Source organism: Segatella salivae F0493, from assembly GCF_000477535.1.
In the GTDB taxonomy this organism is placed as follows: domain Bacteria; phylum Bacteroidota; class Bacteroidia; order Bacteroidales; family Bacteroidaceae; genus Prevotella; species Prevotella salivae.
This window is the reverse complement of sequence record NZ_AWGW01000022.1, coordinates 1-22,021: the sequence shown is the minus strand read 5'-3', so window position 1 is coordinate 22,021 and position 22,021 is coordinate 1. Positions and strand designations below refer to the sequence as shown.

Annotated in this window: 19 protein-coding genes, 1 tRNA gene, 1 other RNA gene and 1 pseudogene; 16 read left to right on the top strand and 6 right to left on the bottom strand. The window is 39.7% G+C overall.

The features are described 5' to 3' along the window. Window positions 1-190 (top strand): annotated as a pseudogene (locus tag HMPREF9145_RS13725) (DUF6261 family protein); the annotation flags it as partial. A 309-nt stretch (window positions 191-499) separates the two neighbouring features. Here the strand turns inward: HMPREF9145_RS13725 and ppdK are convergent. After that, window positions 500-3,220, bottom strand: a complete 2,721-nt coding sequence (ppdK, locus tag HMPREF9145_RS06940) for a pyruvate, phosphate dikinase (RefSeq protein WP_021825636.1) — start codon at window positions 3,218-3,220, stop codon at window positions 500-502. A gap of 311 nt (window positions 3,221-3,531) precedes the next feature. Here ppdK and HMPREF9145_RS14300 point away from each other — a divergent pair, with 311 nt between their 5' ends. From HMPREF9145_RS14300 to HMPREF9145_RS06910, 7 genes are all read left to right on the top strand, one after another. After that, entirely contained in the window at window positions 3,532-3,843 is a 312-nt protein-coding gene (locus HMPREF9145_RS14300) for a hypothetical protein (protein ID WP_036906936.1), read from the top strand. A gap of 34 nt (window positions 3,844-3,877) precedes the next feature. Continuing rightward, window positions 3,878-5,452, top strand: a complete 1,575-nt coding sequence (locus HMPREF9145_RS06930) for a L,D-transpeptidase scaffold domain-containing protein (RefSeq protein WP_021825624.1) — start codon at window positions 3,878-3,880, stop codon at window positions 5,450-5,452. Window positions 5,453-5,632: 180 nt separating this feature from the next. Further along, window positions 5,633-6,364, top strand: a complete 732-nt coding sequence (gene truA, locus HMPREF9145_RS06925) for a tRNA pseudouridine(38-40) synthase TruA (RefSeq protein WP_021825634.1) — start codon at window positions 5,633-5,635, stop codon at window positions 6,362-6,364. A 6-nt stretch (window positions 6,365-6,370) separates the two neighbouring features. After that, complete coding sequence (locus HMPREF9145_RS06920) at window positions 6,371-7,291, top strand: DMT family transporter (protein WP_036906942.1); 921 nt, start codon at window positions 6,371-6,373, stop codon at window positions 7,289-7,291. A 105-nt stretch (window positions 7,292-7,396) separates the two neighbouring features. Further along, entirely contained in the window at window positions 7,397-8,284 is an 888-nt protein-coding gene (gene dapA, locus HMPREF9145_RS06915; RefSeq protein WP_021825629.1) for a 4-hydroxy-tetrahydrodipicolinate synthase, read from the top strand. Window positions 8,285-8,546: 262 nt separating this feature from the next. Next, window positions 8,547-8,954: RNase P RNA component class A (gene rnpB, locus HMPREF9145_RS12490), an RNA gene on the top strand. A gap of 37 nt (window positions 8,955-8,991) precedes the next feature. Then, entirely contained in the window at window positions 8,992-9,417 is a 426-nt protein-coding gene (locus HMPREF9145_RS06910; protein WP_021825626.1) for a hypothetical protein, read from the top strand. A 42-nt stretch (window positions 9,418-9,459) separates the two neighbouring features. On the opposite strand, the gene HMPREF9145_RS13460 is transcribed toward HMPREF9145_RS06910, so the two are convergent. Both HMPREF9145_RS13460 and HMPREF9145_RS06905 read right to left on the bottom strand, forming a co-directional pair. After that, window positions 9,460-9,530 (bottom strand) — tRNA-Cys (locus HMPREF9145_RS13460). A gap of 681 nt (window positions 9,531-10,211) precedes the next feature. Then, the gene (locus HMPREF9145_RS06905; RefSeq protein WP_021825641.1) at window positions 10,212-11,021 is read right to left on the bottom strand and encodes a DUF5715 family protein; all 810 of its coding nucleotides are present in this window, start codon (window positions 11,019-11,021) and stop codon (window positions 10,212-10,214) included. 103 nt (window positions 11,022-11,124) lie between these two features. Between HMPREF9145_RS06905 and HMPREF9145_RS06900 the strand changes: the two genes are divergently transcribed. From HMPREF9145_RS06900 to pyrF, 8 genes are read left to right on the top strand one after another with little or no spacing between them, the layout of a single operon-like run. Next, on the top strand, window positions 11,125-12,171 hold the full coding sequence (locus HMPREF9145_RS06900; RefSeq protein WP_021825628.1) for a PhoH family protein: 1,047 nt from the start codon (window positions 11,125-11,127) through the stop codon (window positions 12,169-12,171). Window positions 12,172-12,179: 8 nt separating this feature from the next. Beyond that, window positions 12,180-13,130: a phosphoribosylaminoimidazolesuccinocarboxamide synthase gene (locus HMPREF9145_RS06895; protein WP_021825630.1), complete on the top strand. Its 951-nt coding sequence runs from the start codon at window positions 12,180-12,182 to the stop codon at window positions 13,128-13,130. Between the two features lie 18 nt (window positions 13,131-13,148). Further along, window positions 13,149-13,883: a bifunctional demethylmenaquinone methyltransferase/2-methoxy-6-polyprenyl-1,4-benzoquinol methylase UbiE gene (ubiE, locus tag HMPREF9145_RS06890; RefSeq protein WP_021825622.1), complete on the top strand. Its 735-nt coding sequence runs from the start codon at window positions 13,149-13,151 to the stop codon at window positions 13,881-13,883. 22 nt (window positions 13,884-13,905) lie between these two features. Further along, the gene (locus HMPREF9145_RS06885) at window positions 13,906-14,652 is read left to right on the top strand and encodes a shikimate dehydrogenase family protein (protein ID WP_021825638.1); all 747 of its coding nucleotides are present in this window, start codon (window positions 13,906-13,908) and stop codon (window positions 14,650-14,652) included. Between the two features lie 15 nt (window positions 14,653-14,667). After that, complete coding sequence (locus tag HMPREF9145_RS06880) at window positions 14,668-15,831, top strand: AIR synthase-related protein (RefSeq protein WP_021825625.1); 1,164 nt, start codon at window positions 14,668-14,670, stop codon at window positions 15,829-15,831. 41 nt (window positions 15,832-15,872) lie between these two features. Further along, window positions 15,873-16,985, top strand: coding sequence for a peptide chain release factor 1 (prfA, locus tag HMPREF9145_RS06875; RefSeq protein ID WP_021825643.1), 1,113 nt, complete (start codon window positions 15,873-15,875; stop codon window positions 16,983-16,985). A 14-nt stretch (window positions 16,986-16,999) separates the two neighbouring features. Then, complete coding sequence (locus HMPREF9145_RS13720; RefSeq protein WP_021825640.1) at window positions 17,000-17,146, top strand: hypothetical protein; 147 nt, start codon at window positions 17,000-17,002, stop codon at window positions 17,144-17,146. After that, window positions 17,147-17,968, top strand: a complete 822-nt coding sequence (pyrF, locus tag HMPREF9145_RS06870; RefSeq protein WP_021825627.1) for an orotidine-5'-phosphate decarboxylase — start codon at window positions 17,147-17,149, stop codon at window positions 17,966-17,968. It begins immediately after the preceding gene. A gap of 271 nt (window positions 17,969-18,239) precedes the next feature. On the opposite strand, the gene HMPREF9145_RS06865 is transcribed toward pyrF, so the two are convergent. From HMPREF9145_RS06865 to HMPREF9145_RS06855, 3 genes are all read right to left on the bottom strand, one after another. After that, a complete protein-coding gene (locus tag HMPREF9145_RS06865) occupies window positions 18,240-19,292 on the bottom strand; it encodes a DUF6261 family protein (protein WP_021825631.1) in 1,053 nt (350 codons plus the stop codon). A 606-nt stretch (window positions 19,293-19,898) separates the two neighbouring features. After that, window positions 19,899-21,134 (bottom strand): hypothetical protein, encoded by a 1,236-nt coding sequence (locus tag HMPREF9145_RS06860; RefSeq protein ID WP_231369767.1) that lies wholly within the window; start codon window positions 21,132-21,134, stop codon window positions 19,899-19,901. Between the two features lie 467 nt (window positions 21,135-21,601). Next, on the bottom strand, window positions 21,602-21,787 hold the full coding sequence (locus HMPREF9145_RS06855; protein WP_021825637.1) for a hypothetical protein: 186 nt from the start codon (window positions 21,785-21,787) through the stop codon (window positions 21,602-21,604). Window positions 21,788-22,021 lie beyond the last annotated feature (234 nt).

Below are 22,021 nucleotides of genomic sequence, written 5' to 3'. Positions count from 1 at the left end.
TGCCAAGCGCAAATATGAATTGGCCATAGCTGGCAAGACCACGGCCGAGGGCAAAGTCAAAACCATTTGGGTGGGCGTGAATAAGGATGGCACGCTGTACCTTGTAGAAGAGAAGAAGCCAGAGTCGAAAACGGGCGGCGGAACAACCGAACAGCCCAACTTTGGGATTAAACGTAAAAACCAACCATAAAAATTGTCGAGCTTAGAGAAATGCGCAAAGACGCATTCATAAATTAACTCTTATTGCGACGAAAACCTGCGCAGCGGCGTAGTTATACAATAGGTATCGTCATAAATACTCCTAAGTCTAAAGTGGTGGTGCAGTGCTGTTGAGATAACAGCACTGCACCCTTTTTTGTACGTTTATGTTAAATCAAAGATGTTATAGAGCGTTATTCTGAGTTTGTTTTGATGTATTCAAGTTTTGAATATTAGAAACTAAAAAAGCTGAATCTCAAAACAGAGATTCAGCTTAAATGATTGTATATAGAAAAGAAACTTATTCTTCTATAGCAGCTTGTGCCGCAGCCAATCGTGCAATAGGAACACGGAATGGAGAGCAACTTACATAGTTCAGACCTACGCGGTGGCAGAACTTAACAGAAGATGGTTCGCCACCATGCTCTCCGCATATACCACATTTTAGGTTTGGACGGGTTGAACGACCTTTCTTCACACCCATTTCAACGAGCTGACCAACACCTGCTTGATCTAAAACCTGGAATGGGTCGACTTTCAGAATCTTCTTTTCCAAGTAAACAGGCAAGAAGCTTGCGATGTCATCGCGACTGAAACCGAAGGTCATTTGTGTGAGGTCATTGGTTCCAAAGCTGAAATATTCGGCTCTTTCTGCAATCTTCTCGGCAGTTAAGGCCGCACGTGGAATTTCAATCATTGTACCAATCTTGAACGGAATTTCAACACCTTCCTTTTCGAATAGCTGGTTGGCAGTAGCGCGAATGACAGCCTCTTGCATATCAAACTCGTTTGCACTACCAATAAGTGGTACCATAATCTCAGGTTTTGGATCGTAACCAGCCTTTTTCAAATCAATGGCTGCACCCAAAATGGCACGTGTTTGCATTGCTGTTATCTCGGGATATGTATTTCCCAATCGGCAACCGCGGTGGCCTAACATAGGATTATGCTCGCTCAAAGAGTTTACACGATGCTGAATTTCTTCAACCGATATGCCCATTTCTTCAGCCATAACCTTTTGTCCAGCGAGGTCATGAGGAACAAATTCATGCAAAGGTGGATCAAGTAAACGAACATTTACAGGATAACCATCCATAGCTTTAAGTATTCCGTAGAAGTCTTGTTTCTGATAGGGTAGGAGTTTCTCCAAAGCCTTTTCACGACCTTCTTTCGTATCAGCGAGAATCATCTCACGCATTGCCTTAATCTTTTCGTTCTCAAAGAACATGTGTTCAGTACGGCAAAGTCCGATACCTACAGCGCCAAAGTTACGTGCAATCTCTGCATCATGTGGAGTGTCTGCATTTGTGCGAACGACAAGTTTTGTGTATTTCTGGCAAAGCTCCATCAACTTGGCAAAGTCACCAGTAACTTCTGCAGGTTTGGTTTTTACCTCACCTAAATACACTTCGCCTGTAGAACCATTGATAGAAATATAATCTCCCTCGTGAATGGTGGTTCCGTCAATCTCTACTGTGCGTGATTTGTAGTCAACATTGATTGCTCCAGCACCGCTGACACAACATTTTCCCATGCCTCGAGCGACTACGGCTGCATGGCTTGTCATACCACCTCTTGCAGTCAAAATACCTTCTGCGGCACTCATTCCGGCAAGATCCTCAGGGCTGGTTTCTATGCGTACCATGATAACTTGGTGGCCATCGTCGTGCCAATGTTCAGCATCGTCGGCAAAGAAGACCACTTGTCCACACGCTGCACCTGGACTTGCAGGAAGACCACGAGTCAGTACTTTTGCGGTCATTTGCGCTTCTTTGTCAAATACAGGGTGTAGAAGTTCGTCTAATTTATTGGGTTCACATCTCAAAAGAGCCGTCTTTTCGTCAATTTCTCCTTCACGCAAGAGGTCCATAGCTATCTTAACCATTGCTGTACCTGTACGTTTTCCGTTTCGTGTTTGCAAGAACCATAGATGTCCTTCCTGAACCGTAAACTCCATGTCTTGCATGTCGTGATAGTGTGCTTCAAGCTTCTCCTGGATGTCATTCAATTGCTTGTAAATCTCAGGCATAGCTTCTTCCATAGACGGATACTTGGAAGCACGTATTTCTTCATCAATACATTGCTGTTCAGCCCATCGTAGTGAGCCTTCTTTTGTAATTTGTTGTGGGGTGCGAATACCAGCAACGACATCTTCTCCCTGTGCATTTACAAGATATTCACCATTGAATCGGTTTTCGCCAGTAGCTGCATCGCGACTGAAGCATACACCCGTTGCAGAGGTATTGCCCATGTTTCCGAATACCATAGCCATCACACTGACAGCTGTTCCCCATTCAGCAGGGATACCTTCCATCTTGCGATAGAGGATAGCACGCTCATTCATCCATGAATCAAAGACTGCACAGATAGCTCCCCACAATTGTTCCATCGGGTCAACTGGGAAATCTCGTCCGGTCTGCTCTTTGATTGCTTGTTTAAATAAGGCAACTAACTGCTTGAGTTCATCAACATTCATTTCATTGTCGAGAGCGATACCACGCTGCTTTTTCACTGCGATGATAATTTCTTCGAATGGATCGATGTCTTCTTTGTTAACAGGTTTCATACCCAATACAACGTCACCATACATCTGAACGAAGCGACGATAGCTGTCGTATGCAAAGCGTTCATTTCCTGTTTTACGTGCTAAACCTTCTACAACCTCGTCATTCAAACCAAGATTCAAGATAGTATCCATCATTCCTGGCATGCTGGCACGTGCGCCCGAACGCACACTTACAAGTAATGGGTTTTCAATATCGCCGAACTTTGAATGCATCAAAGTCTCAATGTGTTGTACTGAAGCCTCTACTTCACCTTTCAAAAGCTCAACAACCTTTTCCTTTCCTTTCTCAAAATACTCATTACAAACGTCCGTTGTGATAGTAAAACCTGGAGGAACTGGCACTCCAATCAAGTTCATTTCAGCAAGGTTCGCTCCCTTACCACCAAGCAGATTTCTCATATCTGCCTTACCTTCAGCCTTACCATTACCGAAAGTATATACTCTTTTCTCACTCATAGTTGATTAGGTATAAATGCTTTTTATTAAAAATTGTTATTATTATAGTTGCAAAAATAACGTAATTCTCTTAAATAGCCAAACATTTAACTGCTTTTTTGCTAACTTCACCTTGCATTTTTACTATCATTTTATTTCATGCTTTATGGCGCTCTTCAAATTTGAAGCAATGACTAAAACATGATAAGAATATTCCTTTTGTAAATGATTACGTTTATAATTATTGTTAATTAAATATTATCTTTATCCATATTTTTATAACTTTGTAACTCAATAAACGGCATTTCATGTAACGCTTGTTAAAAAAGATAATGATGAGATCTCTGTATAAGATATATTTTTTGACCTTGTTTGCTATGGTTTCTCCTTGTGTTTCAGGCGCCATTGTAAACACAAATTTGAACGAAATCCCTAAATCTAATGAGGCAGAGATATCATTCAGTCAGAATATATTGCGTATTACAGGAGGTGTTGGGCAGGTTGTTTATATTTATAATGTAACAGGAGTATGCGTTATGTCGATGCGAGTAGACAGCAATGACAAGCGTTTTGATTTGAACCTTCATAGAGGGTGTTACATTGTTAAAGTCGGGAAAACGGTCAGAAAGATTTCTGTATATTGATATGTAACATTTAATCAAATAAGTGAAATCTTCAATGTATCGAATTCTTTCAAGTATATTTTTCATACTTTTGTTTTGCACGGCGTGCAGCAATAAGTATGAAAATCCCAATAAAAACATAGAATTATCAGATTTTGAGACATTAGACTCATCGGCATTTACGCTGAAGGCCAAGCGCATTCAGCATTTTTTAAGGCAAGCAGCCTTTGCCGATGTCGACTCAACAGCCACTGATATGCGTGTGAAATCGTACTATCTAAATGGTGGAACATGTATATGGATTAATCGACAAGGTGTAAATGATCAGGCTGATACCTTGCTTTCCTATCTGAAGACAGTCGACCAATTGGGTTTTAGCAAGAAAAAGTTTCGCGTTTATGAGATAGAAGAGGGGCTGAAAAGATTTCGAACGTTAGACTTTGACAAACAAAGCAATTCTATTAATAAGGTTGCTGCCCAACTTGAATACAACTTAACAAAGGCTTATTTACGCTATACAACAGGACAAAAGTTTGGATTTGTCAATCCCTATCGCTTGTTTAATCGTATGGATGTGAGGGATAGTGACTCTGTAAGTGTTAGTTACGCAACTCTATTTGATGTTCCCATGCAGCGTGTGGGGAAAGACTTTTATAGATCAGCATTGGATAAAATTGCGCATGATAGTGTGGGAATATTCCTTCATGAGATACAACCTAAAAGCAAATTGTATTCACAACTCCAAAGTTTATTAGCAATAACACGGGATAAAGACGAAAGAAGAGCCATCTTGTGCAATATGGATCGCTGCCGCTGGCGCTATAAAGATACGCCTGATTTGCATGAGAAATATGTTTTGGTAAATATTCCTTCGTTTCATTTACGCATGGTTAATCGTGAGGATGTGAAAGAAATGAAGATAGGATGTGGTTCAAAAGATACTAAAACCCCATTGTTAACGAGTCGTATTATACATATGGATGTTAATCCACAATGGATAGTTCCACGTAGTATTATAAAGAAAAGTATAGTTAATCATTGTGGTGATAGGCACTATTTTGATGGCCATCATTTCTTTGTTAGACACAGAAAAACGGGTAAAAAGATACCTTTTGACCAGATCACAAGGGAGATGTTGCTCAACAAAGACTATTTAGTCATTCAGACAGGTGGTTTGGGCAATTCACTCGGTAGAATCATTTTTCGTTTTCCTAATGGCTTCAGTGTGTTCCTGCATGACACAAATCATCAGCATGTTTTTTCTCAAACAGATCGTGATGTCAGTCATGGCTGCGTACGCGTTGAGCGACCTTTTGACTTAGCGGTATTCTTGTTGAAAGACAAGGAGGCTTCAATCATTCGGAAACTTCATTATTCAATGACTGCGAAAATAGGTGAAGAGGGGGTAAACTCTTCTGAAGAGGAACATAAAAATATGGAGAAAACAAGACCTGATACGCTAAAAAAGTCACTTATTCTCAGATCTTTGAGCGTAGAACCTCAGGTTCCTATCTACCTCACCTATTTCACAATATATCCTGATGGCAAAGGAAAGCTTCAACATTTCGCGGATGTTTATGGTTTCGATAAAGTCATCTTTAAATCTCTTAGGAACTATGGTGCAGAATGAAGTTATTCGTATGCGATTGGTTTATGTGAGTGTTTGGAAAACAATTTGCGTCATTTAACCTCGTAATTCGATATATTTTATCGCGTAAAATGACGCTCTTTATGATATAATTCAATACAAAACCCAAATTGCTTGAATGGCATTCGAATAGTGAAAGAATGGGAAAGAAAATATAGATGTATGCAAAGATATTTCATTTATTTTTGTTATGATGGTACAGCATACCATGGTTGGCAGATTCAACCCAATGGCGTGTCGGTGCAAGAAACTCTCCAAAATGCTTTGTCGACAATCCTTCGGCAGCGTGTAGAGATAGTTGGTGCAGGACGAACTGATACAGGTGTGCATGCACGTATGATGGTTGCACATTTAGATTTGGCTGAAGAAATTGAATGTGAGCAGTTGACCTATAAGCTCAATAGACTTCTGCCACGTGATATTTCCGTTTTTAACATCCAGCCTGTTGATAGTAACATGCACGCACGTTTCTCTGTAAAATGGCGTACTTATCGTTATTTCATCCATACACGAAAGGCCCCTTTCCTTCGAAACTACTCGTATGAAAGCCCTTATTCGCTTGATTTTGAACTGATGGAACAAGGAGCTGAGCTATTGAAACAACACCAAGACTTTGCTGCTTTTTGTAAATCGGGGGCAGATAATGCAACAACACTCTGTACAATTAAAGAGAGTAAATGGATTAAGACATCTCCTTATTCATGGTATTTTGAGATTACTGCCAATCGTTTTTTAAGGAATATGGTGCGTGCAACCGTTGGAACACTAATTTTGTTAGGAAGACATCGCATTGCAATTAAAGATTTGGAACGAATATTAGAAGAAGGAAACCGGAGTCAAGCAGGTGAGAGTATGCCTGGACATGCTTTGTTTTTAGAAAATATAGAATATTAGTAGATGATGTGGTTAATTTTAGCTTTTCTCTCGGCAGGCCTGTTGGGATTTTATGATTCGTTCAAAAAGAAGGCGCTGAACGACAATGCAGTGCTTCCGATTCTATTCTTGAATACTGTCTTTTCGTCACTAATCTTCTTGCCTTTTATCGTATTGTCATCAACCACTCATATCTTTGATGGCAGTATTTTCTATGTTTCACAAGGAGGTTGGGAGGTTCATCGCTATATTATTCTAAAAAGTTTGATTGTTTTGTCGAGTTGGATATTCGGCTATTTTGCAATGAAACATCTTCCACTTACTATTGTTGGACCAATCAACGCTACACGCCCTGTAATGGTACTTGTTGGTGCTATGCTTGTATTTGGTGAGCGTTTAAATGGTTGGCAGTGGGCCGGCGTAACACTTGCAGCCATATCTTTCTTGATGCTGAGTAAGAGTGGACGTCGTGAAGGGATTGATTTCAAGCACAATAAATGGATTTTCTTCCTTGTGATTGCAGCTTTATTAGGGGCTGTTAGTGGACTATACGACAAATATCTGATGGCAAATGCTACTGATGGTGGTGTTGGAATAGACCGTATGATAGTGCAAAGTTGGTACAACATTTACCAGATGTTATTAATGGGAATCATGATGATTGTGTTGTGGTGGCCAACGCGTTATCGTACAACTCCATTTCATTGGGACTGGTCAGTGGTGTTTATCTCAGTGTTCTTATGTGCTGCCGACTTTGTTTATTTCTATGCTTTAAGCTTACCAGGGGCTATGATTTCAATTGTAAGTATGGTTAGGCGAGGAAGCGTTTTGGTTAGTTTTCTTTCGGGAGCAATATTCTTTCATGAGAAGAATCTTAAGGCAAAAGCTTTTGATTTGGCATTAGTGCTGCTGGGAATGATATTTTTATATATAGGATCGAGAGGATAAAGTAGGGGAGAACTATACTTCTGAATTTATTTGTCAGATAATCTTTGCAAATCGATATAAATCTTGTATCTTTGTAGACATGATTGAAAGTAAAAACAATACGATATGGCACACAACATCTTCAAAGGCTTAGGAATAGCTTTGATAACCCCCTTTACGTTAGAAGGTAAAGTGGATTATAAATCACTTAGACGGCTATTGGACTATCAATTGGCTAATGGCGCTGACTTCTTATGTATCTTGGCGACCACAGGAGAAGCTCCTTGCTTGACAAAAGAAGAGAAAGAAGAACTCACTTTGTTTATAAAAGGTGTTGTTGGAGGCAGGATTCCTATACAGAAATATTGTGGAGGAAACAATACAGCAGCTGTTGTCGATGAAATAAAAACAACAGATTGGACGGGAATTGATGGTATTTTGAGTATATGTCCTTATTATAATAAACCTTCGCAAGATGGACTTTACCAGCATTTTAAGGCCATAGCAGAAGTTAGTCCGTTACCAATTGTATTATATAATGTACCAGGACGTACAGGAATCAATATGAAAGCAGAAACCACAGTCAAGCTTGCTAAGGACTTTTCTAATATAGTTGCTATTAAAGAAGCCAGTGGAAGCCTTGAACAAGTGGATGAGATAATAAAGAATAAGCCAGATAATTTCGATGTCATTAGTGGCGATGATGCACTCACTTTCTCTATGATTGCAAGCGGGGCAGCAGGAGTTATCTCGGTGATTGGTAATGCGCTACCTAAGGAATTTAGCAGAATGATTCGATTAGAGTTTAATGGTGAGTATGAACCTGCACGCAAAATTCATCATATGTTCACAGAACTTTACTCTTTACTCTTTGTAGATGGGAATCCTGCGGGCTGCAAAGCATTACTAAACGATATGGGAATGATTGAGAACGTACTTCGACTTCCGCTCGTTCCTACAACCATAACAACAAAACAAAAGATGGCTGATATCTTGAAAGAATTAAGAATATAATACATTCTTTAATTTTAAATGCAAACGATTTAATTTCTCTTTAAAAACGCTAAATATGCACTTTATCAAAGAGAATGATGGTATTTCTTTTGGAAGAACACAGAAAAATGCCTATCTTTGCAACATGTTTTTCATGGTATTAGATTATTAAGGTTAAAGAAGAAATTGGTTGTCGTGAGGCAATCAATTTTTTTTCGTTTATAACAAAGTCATTCATTTATTTTGTAAAACACATCTTTTGCGTTATCTTTGCATACAGAAAGCAGTGTTCCGGCTCTGTTGCTGGCGTTTGTTTTGACGCGAGAGGAAAGTCCGGGCAGCATAGGACACTCCACTTCCGAAAATAGAAGCTATTGGTGACAGTAGGTGTTGGCAGAAGAAAATAACCGCCTTGTAAAACGAAACTGGAAGGAATAGCCTTTCAAGTCCATTCAAGGTAAGGGTGAGAAGGTAGTGTAAGAGACTACCAGCTGACAGGCGATTGTCAGGCTGTGCTATCTGGAGGCTGCAAGTTCATGTATACCGTAGACTGAAAGTTGTCCGCTTAAAGATTATAAATCGCTACGGAGGGTAGAATGCTTAAGCTGTGGGGTGACTCACAGATTAGATAAATAACAGGGCGCCATCGCTTTGATGGAGACAGAACCCGGCTTATAGGAACACTGCTTTCTATTTTCTTTATTCTTTAATAAAATTTATTTCGAGACATGAACTTTACCTTAAATGAAACAGAATACAAAGTAGATGATTTGCAACAAGCTGTTTGGCGGATGATTAATACGTATGGAGAATCTGATGATTTTCCACAGATGAAAGACTATGGTGTAACCAAAGAATCTTTGCAATCATATTTATTTGATAAACAAATGATTCTTGATAGCATGGGAAGTGAACGCTTCCAAATGACTTTATGCGGCATCTTTATCGTTATTCCAATCTTTATTGCTTCATTTTTCCCAGATAAAGATTTACCATTTGGAAGATATACAGCTATTGTTTGTGGAGTAGGGGGCGCACTTCTCTTTGGAGTTGTCAAGTTGTTTATGAATTATATCATCAAGAAAAGGCTTCAAAAATTATTTGATAGCAATCATGAGACTTACATAGAACAAGTGCTTTCATATAAAAGATAATAAGAAAAAATAAAAGGTTGAGTATAGAACTCAACCTAAAAGAGGTACCTAGCAGAGTCGAACTGCTCTACACGGTTTTGCAGACCGTTACCTAACCGATCGGCCAAGGTACCATTTCGTTTCCGAATTGCGGTTGCAAAGGTAATATAAAAAAACAATTTGACCAAATATATTCATTGTTTTTTTTCTACTTTTTTGCATTTATCATAAAATGCACAGCCTGCACATTTGTAGTCTTTACATTTAACGTTGTGATAAATAGCCTTGTAGAGATTTCTTAATACAAAGCAGACTGAAACTGCAATGACTACAAAAATTACAATATATTGAATAAAAATACTCATGCTGTATTTGGTAAACGGACAGAATTATATATTTTCATATATATAAAATCTGCCCGTATAATCAACCAGTTTTCAAATAATCAATTAATCAATTCATCTGTTTGCAAAGATATATTTAATTATTTTAAATTGCAATCCTCATTTTTTATGATTTTTCTTGTAAGCTTCTTAAATGAAAAAACTAAAACTTTATATTGATAATATAACAAATACTTGAAAATCAGTAGTTTGCAATCAAAAAACAATTCATATCAAATCATGGTATAATCTCATTCATTTTATTTCATCATTAGATTGAGATTGTCTCCTGAAATGCCATTAAACGTTTTCTCGTAAGATTTATATTATTTCCGCATTTAATATTGTTGTTCTCATAATATGTCTCTTATTATATAATAAGTGTTATGATAAATAGGTAGTGTTAAAGTAAAAAAGTTCTGTGATTACATTCTACTTTACTGTTAGATGGAAACATCCTTGGTGCACTTCATACTTAATGTGGCACCTATTTTGTTTTCTCATGTCATTTAAAACTTCACTAAGAATCCATTTCAATGTATCATTGCGCACGGCACGTCGCTTTTCGTTTGGTGCTTCTACAGTTTTATATCGATTGTAACAAATATCAACAGTAGTTCCATATAGATGACAACTATTAACTGTTGCATTTCCATTGTGGCTACGAAGTCGCTGTACATCGTTTTTTGAACGCATTACACTGGTGATAATAATCTTGTGTAACGGGATTCCTTTTATTTGTAAAGAGTCAAAGAAATTGTGTCCAATATCCTGCAAAAGTATTGCTGCTTTAGGAACTAAATAAGGAATACTGGACTTTAAATTGTCTATATAGTAATATGGATTTCCACCGATATAAACGAGTTCTCCCTTTCTGTTTTCAGCATCAGCTCGGTCTTTCACAGGTGTAACTCCAAGCGCTTTTGCTGATAACAGCTGAACATCATTCTGATCAGGGAAAGCTTTTCCGAAATTTGGAACACTATAAATACGATTCTTTACGACAGAACCATCAGCCTTAAAAAATACGGAACTAACAGGTAAAGAGGATTTCGTTTGTGCAAAATTAATATTCTCTTGTATTGGCTTTTGATGTGTTTTTATAGTTGGTTTTACAATCTTTTCAGCACTCGTTTGATGTGTTCCATTACCTGCTATAGACGGGAACAGACAACGGATAAAGCCCAAAAATACTACCGACAGACCAAAACCTTGTAAAAATCGATTTTTAGAAATCTTCATAACACTATCATAAACTTCTTTTACGAGATGCAAAGATAGACCAAATATTTGGTAATTTCAAAAAAAACTCTAAATTTGCATCCATATTTAAGGAGTTTATACATTGATAGAGAAGCATATATTCTTAGAAGATATTGATCCAGTTATATTCTATGGACTCAATAATTGTCACTTGCAAATGATAAAATCTCTCTTTCCTAAATTGAGAATCGTTGCGCGAGATAATGTTATCCGCATTCTTGGTGATGAGGAAGAGATGGCCAAAATAGAAGAAGATATTGCTTCTATGCAGAAACATGTGTTGAAGTATAACTCTATTTCTGATGAAGATATCCTTGATATTGTAAAGTCTGGAAAGACTAAAGGCGACAGTATCAAGGGTGTTTTGGTTTATAGTGTGTCAGGAAGGCCCATTAAAAGTCGGTCGGAGAATCAGCAGAAACTTATCGATGCATTTAATAAAAATGACATGATTTTTGCGGTAGGTCCAGCTGGAACAGGAAAAACTTATTTAAGTATTGCACTTGCAGTAAAGGCACTAAAGGAAAAAACTGCAAAGAAAATAATACTTAGTCGCCCTGCTGTAGAGGCTGGAGAAAAGCTTGGTTTTCTGCCTGGAGACATGAAAGATAAGATAGATCCCTATCTACAACCCCTATATGACGCTCTTGAAGACATGATTCCTGCAGTGAAATTGCAAGATATGATGGAGAAACATATTATCCAGATTGCCCCACTCGCTTTCATGCGCGGACGCACATTGAGTGATGCTGTAGTAATCTTGGATGAAGCACAGAATACTACTCCTCAGCAGATTCGAATGTTTTTGACGCGTATGGGATGGAGTACGAAGATGATAATCACGGGAGATATGACGCAGATAGATTTGCCGAAAGCTCAAAAAAGCGGACTAAAGGAAGCGTTAAATATACTTGGGAAGGTCGAAGGTATTAGCGTTGTAAATCTATCTCAGAAAGATATTGTTAGGCATAAACTTGTTACGCGCATAGTGGATGCCTATGATTCATTTGACAAAAAGCAAGAGCAAGAGTCAAAAGAAAAGAGTAAAAGAGCTGCAGCGGAAAAACAACTAACTGAAAAAGAAGAAGAATTTACAATATTTGAAAATTCAGACAACGATTTTAATTAATATTCAAAATGAAAGCTTTAACAAAGACAGATTTCCATTTCGATGGACAAAAGAGTGTTTATCATGGTAAGGTTCGTGATGTTTATGACATCAATGACGATTTACTTGTGATGATTGCTACCGACAGAATCTCGGCTTTTGATGTTGTTTTACCTAAGGGAATCCCCTTTAAAGGTCAGGTTTTAAACCAAATCGCGGCTAAGTTTCTTGATGCAACAAGTGATATTTGCCCTAACTGGAAACTGGCAACACCAGATCCAATGGTTACAGTCGGACTTAAATGTGAAGGCTTTCGCGTAGAGATGATTATCCGTTCTATTCTCACGGGAAGTGCTTGGCGTGCGTATAAGGAAGGATGTCGCGATCTTTGTGGAGTAAAACTTCCAGAAGGAATGCGTGAAAACGAGAGATTCCCTGAGCCAATCGTTACTCCTACAACAAAGGCTGATGAAGGTCATGACATGAACATCTCAAGAGAAGAGATTATTGCTCAAGGTTTGGTTTCAAAGGAAGATTATGACGTTATAGAGGATTACACTAAAAAACTCTTCAAGCGTGGACAGGAAATTGCAGCCAAGCAAGGTCTGATTTTGGTTGATACGAAATATGAATTTGGCAAGCGTGATGGAAAGATTTATTTAATAGATGAGATTCATACTCCAGATTCAAGTAGATATTTCTATGCTGATGGTTATGAGGAAAAACTTGCAGCAGGCAAGCCTCAGAAGCAGTTGTCGAAAGAATTTGTACGCCAATGGTTGATAGAACATAACTTTATGAATGAGCCAGGGCAACAAATGCCAGAGATTTCTGACGAATATGCTGAAAGCGTTAGTGAGAGATATATCGAACTTTACGAGCACATCATAGGCGAAAAGTTTGATAAGAGCGTTGAAAGTGGTGATATAGCAGCACGTATCGAAAAGAATGTTGAAAACTATTTGAAGACGGTTAGATAATCTTCCACACGATTTTGCATGTATAAACAAGAAGAGATAAAACCATACGGGAAGACTGGTGAGAAAGGAAAATTGGTTGAAGAAATGTTCGATAACATTGCTCCGACTTATGATACTCTTAATCATCGTCTCTCATGGGATATTGATAAAGGCTGGCGAAAGAAAGCTATTCGCCAGCTTTCACCTTTTCATCCTAAAACGATTTTAGACATAGCAACTGGTACGGGAGATTTTGCCATACTATCTGCAAAGTTGTTATCTCCACAAAAGATGGTCGGAATAGACATCAGTGAGGGGATGATGAAGATTGGACAGCAAAAGGTTGAGAAGGAAGGATTACAAAAAACTATCTCTTTTAAGAAAGAAGATTGTACGCAATTATCGTTTAATGACAATTCGTTTGATGCTGTTACAGCTGCTTTTGGTATTCGAAACTTTCAAAATCTTGACCAAGGACTCAAAGAAATGTGTAGGGTGTTAAAGCCTGGTGGACATTTAAGTATTGTAGAATTAACTACTCCTGTGAGTTTTCCGATGAAGCAATTATTCAAGATTTACTCACATTCAATCTTACCTGTTTATGGAAAACTAATTTCAAAAGATAACAATGCTTATAGTTATCTGACGAACACAATAGAAGCTTTTCCTCAAGGTGAAGTGATGTTAGAAATCTTAAAGAAAGCTGGCTTCAAGGATGCAAGCTTCCAAAGACTAACATTTGGAATCTGCACAACGTATTATGCACGAAAATAAAAAATAGATAACATCTTGTTGTATGGATAAATATGGTCTTATAGGATATCCACTTGGTCACTCCTTTTCAATTGGTTACTTCAATGAGAAGTTTGAAAACGAAGGCATAGATGCTCAATATTGTAACTTTGAAATCCCTAATTTAGATTTCCTTCCAGAAATCATTGCACAAAATCCTGACTTAAAGGGACTAAATGTTACAATTCCTTATAAAGAGAAAATCATTGATTTTTTGGATGAGTTAAGTCCTGAAGCTAAAGATATAGGTGCCGTTAATGTGATTAAAATTACCCATAAAGGGAAAAAAATCATGATGAAAGGCTATAATAGCGATGTCTTTGGCTTTACCAAGAGCATAGAACCTCTTCTCGAAAAATGTCATAAGAAGGCACTAATCTTAGGGACTGGTGGTTCCTCTAAAGCTATTCAATATGGTTTGAACTCACTCGGTATCGAAACATTAAAGGTCAGCAGGTTCGAACGCCCAGGCACAATATGTTATCAATCGATAACTCCGCAGGTAATTAATGAGTATAAAGTGATTGTGAATTGTACTCCTTGTGGCATGTATCCAAAAGCAGACGAATGTCCTGCCCTACCCTACGAAGCGATGGATAGTCACACATTGCTTTATGACTTGATTTATAATCCAGACGAAACTCTATTTATGCAAAAAGGTGCAAAGTATGGAGCAACCGTAAAAAATGGATTAGAAATGTTACTACTTCAAGCCTTTGAAAGTTGGCATTTTTGGCATAGTAAAGACTAATACAATTAATTTCTTATGAACAATAGATACATGATGCGTGGTGTTAGCGCTGCTAAAGAAGATGTACACAACGCAATCAAAAATATAGATAAAGGTATATATCCACAGGCTTTCTGCAAAATCATTCCTGATATTCTCGGCAATGACCCTGAATATTGTAATATTATGCATGCTGATGGCGCTGGAACAAAGTCATCATTAGCCTATATGTATTGGAAAGAAACAGGCGATATCAGCGTATGGAAAGGTATTGCTCAGGATGCCATTGTCATGAATACAGACGATTTGCTGTGTGTAGGTGTAGTGGATAACATACTTGTTTCAAGTACTATTGGCAGGAATAAAATGCTTGTTCCTGGTGAGGTTATATCAGCTATTATCAATGGAACAGACGAATTACTCGCTGAGATGCGCGACATGGGTATCGGCATTTTCCCGACTGGAGGAGAGACTGCTGATGTAGGAGATCTTGTCAGAACAATTATCGTTGACTCTACAGTTACATGCCGCATGAAGCGTAGTGACGTTATCAATAATGCCAATATCAGACCCGGAGATGTGATTGTTGGTCTTAGTTCTACAGGACAATCATCTTATGAAAAGCAATATAATGGCGGCATGGGAAGTAATGGTTTGACCAGTGCACGCCATGATGTCTTTGCCAAATATCTGGCCAATCGCTATCCTGAGAGTTATGATCATGCAGTGCCAGAAGAATTGGTTTATAGTGGAAAGTATAAGTTTGAAGATTCCGTTGAGGGCAGTCCTATTAATGCAGGAAAGCTTGTTCTTTCTCCAACACGCACTTATGCCCCTGTAATTAAGAAAGTACTCGATGAGTTGCGCCCTGAAATTCACGGAATGATTCATTGCACAGGAGGCGCTCAAACTAAACTCTTGCATTTTATAGGAGATAATTGTAAGGCCGTAAAGGATAACATGTTCCCTACTCCACCTCTCTTTAAGGCTATCCAAGAATGTTCAAAGACAGACTGGAAAGAGATGTATCAGGTCTTCAACATGGGACACAGAATGGAGATTTATGTGCGTCCAGAGATTGCAGACAAAGTTATCGCAATTAGCAATAGTTTTAATATTGATGCACAAATTGTAGGACATATTGAAGAAGGGAAACGTAGTCTTGTTATCCATTCTGAATATGGCACGTTTGAATATTAAGATCCTCACAACGCGATGTTGTTGGAATTAAAATAAATTATATGGCAGAAAATAATAGTATACTTGAAAAGTTAGATGGTTTAGAAAGTCGATTTGAAGAGGTAAGCACATTGATTACTGACCCTGATGTTATTGCAGATCAGAAAAGATATGTGAAACTTACGAAAGAATGGAAAGACTTAGGCGACATCATGAACGCCAGAAAAAGATATATTTCTTGCTTAGATTCGATTAAAGAAGCCAAAAATATATTAGCAAATGAAGATGATGCAGACATGAAAGAGATGGCACGTGAAGAGCTACAGGAGAACGAAAGTCTGCAACCCAAATTAGAAGAAGAAATTAAACTACTTCTTGTTCCGAAAGATCCAGAAGATGCAAAGAATGTACAAATGGAGATTCGTGCTGGTACAGGAGGCGATGAAGCTGCTTTGTTTGCTGGCGATCTCTTCAATATGTACAAGAAATATTGTGACATGAAAGGTTGGACACTGAGTATAACTGACGTGTCAGAAGGTGCTGTTGGTGGGTATAAAGAGATTGACTTTGCCATCAGTGGTACTGATGTTTACGGCATCATGAAGTACGAAAGCGGAGTACATCGCGTTCAACGTGTCCCTGTTACTGAATCAAATGGCCGTATGCAAACGAGTGCTGCTACAGTCGCCGTCTTGCCTGAAGCCGATAAATTTGAAGTAAATATCAACGAGGGAGACATCAAATGGGATACCTTCAGATCAAGTGGTGCCGGTGGTCAGAACGTGAACAAAGTTGAATCTGGTGTTCGTTTGCGCTATCCGTGGAAGAATCCAAACACTGGTGAGGTAGAAGAAATTCTGATTGAATGTACAGAAACGCGTGATCAACCGAAGAATAAAGAGCGCGCCTTGAGCCGTCTTTATACCTTTATTCATGATCGTGAGCACCAAAAGTATGTGGATGATATTGCTGACAGAAGAAAGAGCTTGGTTTCAACAGGCGACCGTTCGGCAAAAATCAGAACTTATAATTTTCCACAAGGCCGTGTGACCGACCATCGAATTGGATATACTACACACGACCTTCAAGGGTTCTTGAATGGTAACATCCAAGACATGATTGATGCGTTGACAGTTGCTGAAAATGCAGAAAAATTAAAGGAAAACGAACTTTAAAAGAATCATTTGCAATGGGTATTAAATATACAAAGAAAGAAGATGATAAGGAACAGCAGGAACGTACTGTTCAGGCTGATGATTTTATGAATCTCTTGATTTCCACTCAGCGAAAAGAGGATAAGAAAAAGGAATTGCCTAAAACCGAAAAATCAAAATAAATGAACAGACAACAGCTCGTAAATCAAATCTTTAGTAAGAAGTCTTTCTTATGTGTGGGATTGGACATCGATTTGGAAAAGGTGCCGAAACATCTTTTGAAACACGACGACGCAATCTTCGAATTCAACAAAGCCATCATTGAGGCAACTGCCCCCTATTGTGTTGCATACAAGCCTAATCTTGCTTTTTACGAGTGCTATGGCTTGAAGGGGATGATAGCTTTTGAAAAGACAATTCAATATCTGAAAGAGAACTATCCTGAGCATTTCATCATTGCCGATGCAAAGCGTGGTGATATTGGGAACACAAGCCGAATGTATGCCAAGACTTTCTTTGAAGAATATAATCTCGATGCACTCACCGTGGCTCCATATATGGGCGAAGACAGTGTAAAACCATTCCTTGAGTATAAAGATAAATGGGTGATTTTGCTTGCACTAACAAGTAACAAAGGCAGTCAAGATTTTCAGCTTTTCACCTCAAAGGATGGACAAAAACTTTTTGAGCGCGTGTTGGAAAAGAGTCAAAAATGGGGTAATGAAGACAACTTGATGTATGTGGTTGGTGCAACACAAGGTTCAATGTTTAGTGACATTCGCAAATACGCTCCCAACCATTTTCTTTTGGTTCCAGGCGTAGGCGCACAAGGCGGTAGTTTGCAAGAAGTTTGCAAATATGGCATGACAAGCGATTGCGGCCTACTTGTAAATTCTTCTCGTGGAATCATCTATGCAAGCCAGCAAGAGGACTTTGCTGAGAAAGCAGCTGAAAATGCTAAGGAACTACAGCAACAAATGGCTAAGGAGTTAGAGAGATGTTGAGAACTCTCCAGGCACAATAGAAGAAAGATAACTATATAAACTAAGATATTCTAAAAAGCGTAGCCTTAACAACAGGACTGTTCTTTTTCATTTTTAGTGAGCATTGTATGACAATATAAATTTGAATGACAATCCTTTTAGAATGAAAAAGGTGCAGTCGCTGTTATCTCAACAGCACTGCACCACCACTTTAGATTTAGGAGTCTTTATGACTACCCTATTGTTGCGTCATAGTCAATTTATGAATGCGTCTTCGCACATTTTATGGCTGTTATTTGTGTTTAATACCAAAGTCGCCTTTTTCAGCTGTTCCGCCTTCTGATTTCGGCTTTTCATTTGCCTTTTCTGATAGGAATAGCGTTCCATCTTTATTCACGCCTACCCAAATTGTTTTGGGTTTGCCATCAGCTGTCTTCTGGCCTTTTACTGATAGTTCAAAAAGGCGCTTGGCAGCCGTGCCTTTTGTTTTACCCGTAAACGAAAGACTGCCCGTTTCAAATCCCTGCTGCTCCTCAAACGATTCGATTTTGGGTTTTACGCGTGCCTCATATTCAGCCATGTGCTTTTCGGCAGTCGCTTTCGCCGTACTCGTAGGAATTGCCTGCTCTTTATAGCGCTTGATAAGTGTATTCATAAAGTCGATAAAAGCTGCATAATCGGCTGGATTACCGAGGATAGCTAAGGCGTTGACCACCTTTGACAAATTGCGAAAAGCTTTGTCCGAAGCCTCGCGAGCTGTGCGCAAAGCTCCCACAACTTTCGTCGAATTATCTGTGGTGCGCTGCACAAGCAAGGTCTCCACGCGCTCGTTGGCTGTTTTCAGTGCATCGACATATGGTTTCAGTCCCAAGTCCTGCACCTGTGTAGCATATTTTCCTACGAGGTCAGTGCAAAGGTTGGTGATGAGACCTGTTTCACGCTCGAGCTGCATTTGCGGGTCAATGGCATAGTCGGCAAGATGTTGCCACAATTCGTGTGCATTTTTTGCTAAGGCAGCTACAGGCATATTCAAAAACCCTTTTACTGCCGTTCGATAACCAGTAAAAAGTGTGTCGCGCTCTTTATCAGCAGCAGCAATCTCTTCGGTCAAAAGACTCTTTTGTGATAGCACAAAATACTTGTCCTCTGTAGCCAAGGCCTCTGTCAGCGCCTTGATTACAGCTTGTCCAACGGCATTTTCTTTGATTTTTGTGTCCGTAGCCAAGCGGTCACTCACGTTTTTGATGAATTGAAAATGTGCACCATTATTCAGGCGCGATAAATCGGTTAGTACAATCTCCACCACTTTGGTGAAGTCATGCGTAGAAAGTGTTGTTTCTGGCATATTATTCTATTTTTAATTAAACAAATTATTTGCATAGAGATATCCTAAGAAGATATTTTCCTTTCATGCAAAATCTTTATATTATATTTTTCTTGGTACTCAACTTGATGCAAAGGTAAATTATTTTTTTTATTTGACCAAAACTTTTTTAGAAAAGCATTATTTTGTAGCATTTTGACATCTTAAATAAGATTTGATGCTTGCGGGCCTCCCGCAAACCACTTTTTAAAAGATTTGATGCTTGCGGGCCTCCCGCAAACCGTTTCCCAAAAGGTTTGGCACTTCCGCGCTCGGCGAAAGTCGTTTCCCGAAGGGTTTGGCATTTCCGCGCTTGGCGAAATATCCTTCACAAAAAAAGACAAAACAAAACCTCTGCAAAACTTCTCCTATATTTTACCTTTCTTAAATATTTTTTGTACCTTTATCGTATGAAACAGAAGTTATCCTCTCCAAGTTTTGATTAGTTCCCCGGGAACTAACGTGCATTTGTTAAAAAATTGATTAGTTCCCCGGGAACTAACGCGTATTTGTTTAGAAATTGATTAGATCCCCGGGGACTAACCCGTTTTTGTTTGAAAATTGAAAATCCCCCGGGGACTAAAGGTATTATTGCGCTTTCCACAAGGGAAGGCCGAAGTGAATACTATTCAGCGAATAGATTTGAACTTTCGAGCTATTGAATTTAAAAGCCCAGCAATAATCACTATTATAAACCGTGCTATAGTTCGATGAACAGGTATAGAAGCCTTCTGTTCCCAAATGATAAAGTTTATACATTGGATCTATACCTCCTGCACTTGCTCCTCCATAGTTACCCAAGGCTGGCAGGAAGAAATACTTTTTAAGTGCAGCCGCTGAAGGTGCTCCTTGCCCTATCGTCTTTGAAACGCCATCACTCATCATGCCTGCATCAGGGTCGAGTAAATTGTCATAAACATGGTCATGATTCTTAAGCGCTGCCACCGTGGTGCTGTTCTCTGCGGCTATCTCGCTCTGCTTTTTAATCCAAGCACCGCCATGATAAATCTTTCCACGGAACAAGAAAGCTGCTTCGCCATCCCAACGGATGTCGCCCTTATCGTAATACCAAGCCAACTCCCACACGCTGGGGCAGTCCTTGGCCGAATTGGTAGCATAATAGAAATGGGTGCTGTAGCCATGACTAGTGGTAAAGCCAGGCACTTCGGGCGCATTGTAATTATAAATGCGGTCGGCATCAGGCCCCGTATATTGGAGTGGAGGACCAAAATTCCAATAAGAAGCGTATCCTGGAAGATTTGATGCCGGCACATCAGCAGCTGTGTATAGCCCCTCGCTGTAATTAGCCGGCGTTTTGTTGTGCCACATGTCCTCTATGGCATCCCACAGATAGTATTTCGTGTTGGAATATTCGCTGAACAGATGAGCGGTGAGGGGGTAGAGGGTGTTGGCCTTATAGTCTTTGGAATCGAGATGCTTCACGATGGTTCCGGTGTTGCCAGTGTTGGTATTCTTCACGGTGTATTCCACGGTGAGCGTGTGCACGCCCGGTGCAATCACCATGTAGGCGCCGTTGGTGGCGAGGCTCGTGGCAGCATTGCTGATGTCGAAATTGCCCGTGTTGAGGGTGATTTCGTTTGACGAGCCCGTGCCGGTGAGTCCGGTGGTGGTGAGGGTGTAGTTGCCGGCGATGTTGTTGTTGGCCGTCACTTTAATGGCCGTCATCACCCAGCCCGTTTCGGTGACGTTGGTGGTGCGCGGCAAAAAACACAGGTAGGTAGCCTTGTGGGCCAGCGAGAAGGTGTATCCGCCATCGCTCTGCCGATCGGCCGTGGCTACGCCGCAGTCTCCGGCATCGCCCAAATGGGTGGAACTGTTGGGCGCGGCTTGCGACTGTGTGGTTTGAATGGTCACGGCGTTATAGGATGCGGCGTTTTTGCCGGGATAATAAACGGTATAGTTTTGAGCGTGATAGGTGCCCGTAGTGAAGAGGAAGACCGAGCTGGCCACGCGGCTGCTGGCTCCGGTCTCGGCGTTGTTGCCGTCGTTGAGCCAGATTTTGTCACCCGGCTCCCAATAATAAGTCATAGTGCGCGCTGTGCGGTCGTAGTCGATTGAGGTACGGCTCACGGGATTGTCACCCGTCTGGAGGTTCGACTTACCCGTGAAAGCTGTTCCCGTCTTGGTGTCACCCTTTCCCGATGGCTCAGTTACATCATTCTGTGAACAGCCCAACAAAGCCAATGCGAAGGCTGCCGCATAAAATAAATTCTGTTTCATTTTCTTTTTCTTAATTTAAAATTTACATTACTAAAACTGCACTTCAAAAGTTAATCGCCTTCATCTTCTTCCACGTCACCAATGCCGTGACCGCCGCCTTGATCGATGCCGTCATCGGCTGTTTCGCCAGGGAGGTGACTGCCGTGGAATGAGGTACTGCCTAAGGTGTTCTTAACTTCGAGTGCAAACACTTCAATTGCAGGCGAAATGTAGACTCGCTTTTCTTGCTTTTTCATTTCCTTTCCAATTTAAATAATTCATTTTGCTATGATTGTTTTCTTGCTTTTTCGTGTGCTTATATGCACGAAAAAGGTGTGCAAAAAGTTTTATGAAAAACTTCTTGCACACCTTTTGTTTATAAGGATTTATTGCGTATCTTACGCGCGCGTAGGAGCGGACGTTAGAATGTGTGTGTGTGTGTGTGTGTGTGTGTGTGTGTGTGTGTGTGTGTGTGTGTGTGTGTGTAGTAG